Source organism: Protofrankia sp. Cj3, from assembly GCF_917627355.1.
In the GTDB taxonomy this organism is placed as follows: domain Bacteria; phylum Actinomycetota; class Actinomycetes; order Frankiales; family Frankiaceae; genus Protofrankia.
Genome location: NZ_CAKJTR010000323.1, coordinates 1 through 2890 on the forward strand (window position 1 = coordinate 1; position 2890 = coordinate 2890).

3 protein-coding genes and 1 pseudogene are annotated in these 2890 nt (G+C 66.9%); 1 reads left to right on the forward strand and 3 read right to left on the reverse strand.

Going from position 1 to position 2890, the window contains the following annotated elements; genetic code table 11:
• Window positions 1-95: 95 nt before the first annotated feature.
• Together MJ783_RS23090 and MJ783_RS23095 are read right to left on the reverse strand one after the other, a co-directional pair.
• Window positions 96-1541: a hypothetical protein gene (locus MJ783_RS23090; protein WP_239313961.1), complete on the reverse strand. Its 1446-nt coding sequence runs from the start codon at window positions 1539-1541 to the stop codon at window positions 96-98.
• A gap of 22 nt (window positions 1542-1563) precedes the next feature.
• Window positions 1564-1989, reverse strand: coding sequence for a hypothetical protein (locus tag MJ783_RS23095; RefSeq protein ID WP_239313963.1), 426 nt, complete (start codon window positions 1987-1989; stop codon window positions 1564-1566).
• 292 nt (window positions 1990-2281) lie between these two features.
• Between MJ783_RS23095 and MJ783_RS23100 the strand changes: the two genes are divergently transcribed.
• The gene (locus MJ783_RS23100) at window positions 2282-2635 is read left to right on the forward strand and encodes a hypothetical protein (protein WP_239313965.1); all 354 of its coding nucleotides are present in this window, start codon (window positions 2282-2284) and stop codon (window positions 2633-2635) included.
• Here MJ783_RS23100 and MJ783_RS23105 read toward each other — a convergent pair.
• Window positions 2632-2890, reverse strand: a pseudogene (locus MJ783_RS23105) (hypothetical protein); the annotation flags it as partial. The gene MJ783_RS23100 and the pseudogene MJ783_RS23105 sit on opposite strands and share 4 nt — an antisense overlap.

Below are 2890 nucleotides of genomic sequence, written 5' to 3' on the forward strand. Positions count from 1 at the left end.
GCGACGCCGCGTCCCCTATTGCCGGTCGCTCTAAGCCATAAGCGCCGGCTCGCCGAACCTCAACACCTCCCTTCGGTGCGGCTCCGGGAGGATCTTCATCGGTCGAGAACCTCCATGAGGATGCCCGTGCCGTCGGCGCCGACATCGGCCGGCAGGTTCTGCCGTCCGCTGCGTGTGCGCCAGCGGCCCACGACATCCCGCGCACGCCGAAAGGAACGGGCCAGCCGGTGCTCGCTAAGCAGGCCGTACAGCTGCTGCTCCACTCCGCGCCGGACGACGAGAACCCTGCCGTCGGGAAGGGGCATGCGGTGGCTGATGCCGAAGAACTCAAGGTCGGGCCCAAGCCGGAAGGAGGACCGGATGCTGGTGAAATCCGGCGGGAATGAGACAGCATCCTCGAGCGGCAGCTGACCCGATGTCGGCGGTTCAGGCCGCAGCCAGGCCGGAAAGTAGGTGTCCGCGCCGGCTCTGTCACCGGCGTACAGCAGAGACGTGAAGGCGGAACTCCGTGCGAGCATCTGCAGCAACCACCGTCGGCGCTCTGCCGGGACCTCCAGGATGTCGGCCGCACCCCGGATCGGCCGGAGCAGCTCCTCGGAGCGCCAACCGGCTTCGGCTCGTCTGCGTGCGATCTCCTCATCGCTGAGCTGCTCGCCGGACCGGTGGATGTCGGCATCCAGATAGGTGGGGTGGCGCCGGGGGAACGGGAACGGTTCCGGATCCTCCGTCACGATGTCGTCGAATTCACCTGCCGCTCCGGAGAGGAGGTTCTCGTCGCCCGGAGGGTCGAAGACGTGACAGGATATTCCGGCCGTGTCCAGCTTCGTGGCGACCATGAGTCCGGGGGGTGTGCGACCGTCGATCCGAAGGGTTGACAGCTGCACGCTCGCCTTTGCGAGCTGCGCCCTGATCCTCGACATTTCGCCATGCGTGCCTTTGCATTCGAGCAGGTAGATCTTGGTGCGAAAGCGACCTGCTCGCAGTTGGGTGCCGAGCAGGATGTAGTCGGGTCTGCCGAGGCTGGAGCCGGCGGAGCGCACTGAGTGACCCAGGGCGGACCCATCGGCCAGCGCTACCTCCGCGTCCATCGCCTGGAACCGGAATCCGGGGTGGCGGCTGTTCAGCACCGCCCGGGCGACGACCATCGCGAACCCGATGCCCAGGTGCTCGGACTGCGCGGTCTTGTGGTGGTGCACCACGCGGCTGGTGTCACCGATCGCCAGCTGTGGGAGCGTGCTCACCCCACGGGTACGGGTGGTGAGGACGCCGCAGTAGCGGACCTGCGCCCAGTGCCGCGCCATGTCGGAGAAGGGCCCGTCGGGGTAGAAGGTAGTCGCGACGCCGAGTTCGCGCAGCACGTTCATCGGGCTCGTCCGCACCCAGGGCCGGACCCGCACCAGGCTGGGATCCTGGCGGTAGAGATACAGCGGTTTGGTTATGGCCAGCTTCGCTGCCGTCTCCGCAATAGCGGCCTGCTCGCTTGGCTCCGACAGTGTTGCCACCACGCCCGGTCTGCCCATCGCCGCGAGGACGTCGCTCATATCCACTGTCGGCTCCGGATGGTCACTGCGACCCGACAGGTGCGCCTACGAGGGCGATCAGCCCGCTGAGGACGAGGAGTGAGGAGACGGTGAGGTTTCGCATCGTGATTCGGCGGGGCGCACCGTCGAGAACGGCCTGCACCTCGCTCTCCCGCGGCGGGATGCGCATCGCCAGCGCGGCACGATGAAAGGGAGACACCTCGTTCGGCGGCCACATCACCGCGCGTAGATCCCGACGCTTGACCGGGGCGTGGCTGTTGCACCCGGTGAGCCAGCCGTTCACCCACATCTCGCAGATGCCGCCATCTGTGCGATAGGCGCGGCAGAGTGTCGGCCATCGAAACGCAAGCAGGAACGAGATGACGAACATTGCGGCGAATACCCAGGGCCAGGCCACTCCGATCCCCAGCACCAGCCCGCCGGAGGCAATCGCAAGATAGGCCGCCACGTGGAGGTTCTTCCGCTCGCGCCGACTGAGACTCCGGGTGCTGCGAGGCTGCGAGCGGCCGCGTGGCCGTTTCGATCGGGGCACGGATCTCCCGCGCGCTGGTCTGTTTTGCCGGCCCGAGGGGCGGGAACGTCCAGCGGCCACGACGGACCTCCGGTTCAGGGGAGAAACAATGTCACTTTCTTGATCATTGTGGCGTGTGCGGTGAACACGGACGAGAAAGAAAATCTGCGGGCAGACGTGACCGGCAGGGATGGCGAGCCAGGTATTTTTAGCACACGATGTGTGGTGTGTGAGGTCGAATCCGGAAGAATTCGCCGGCCGTTCTCGTCGCTCGCGGCCATCCGCCCGCCGGGTGTTCGCAGCCCTCGACGCCGACGCGCTGGACACGGCGCTGGGAACTTGGGCGGCCGTGGCGACCAGCCCGGACACGGGGACACAGCGGCGGGTCGCCGTGGACGGCAAGACTGCGCGCGGTTCCCGCACCAGGTCCGGACCGGCAACGCCCCAGGTCATGGCCAGTCCGCGCAACCTCGCGATCACGGTCCTGCGCCTGACCGGCGTCACGAACATCGCAGTGGGAATCCTCTATCACGCCCGCCGCCCCGAACGCCCCCTGCAGACGATCATGAAGCTTGCTTGCTAACCGACAACTATGCCGGGGCCCTGGTTGTCGACCTGGTCCATGACCCGCAGATCGTGGGTGTCACGAGACCGTCCGATCTGCCGCGCGGCCGCGATGAGGTGAGCATGGTGAACGGCCGTCCTCTCGGTGTAGTTCAGCACGGACATCATGGCAGAGATTGATCTTGCGCGGTCCGCGGCTCTGGCAACGGTGTCGGCCAGCCGACAGATAGGGGTGGCCGTCTCCGTTACGAGCCCGTCTGCTGGTAGGTGGTGG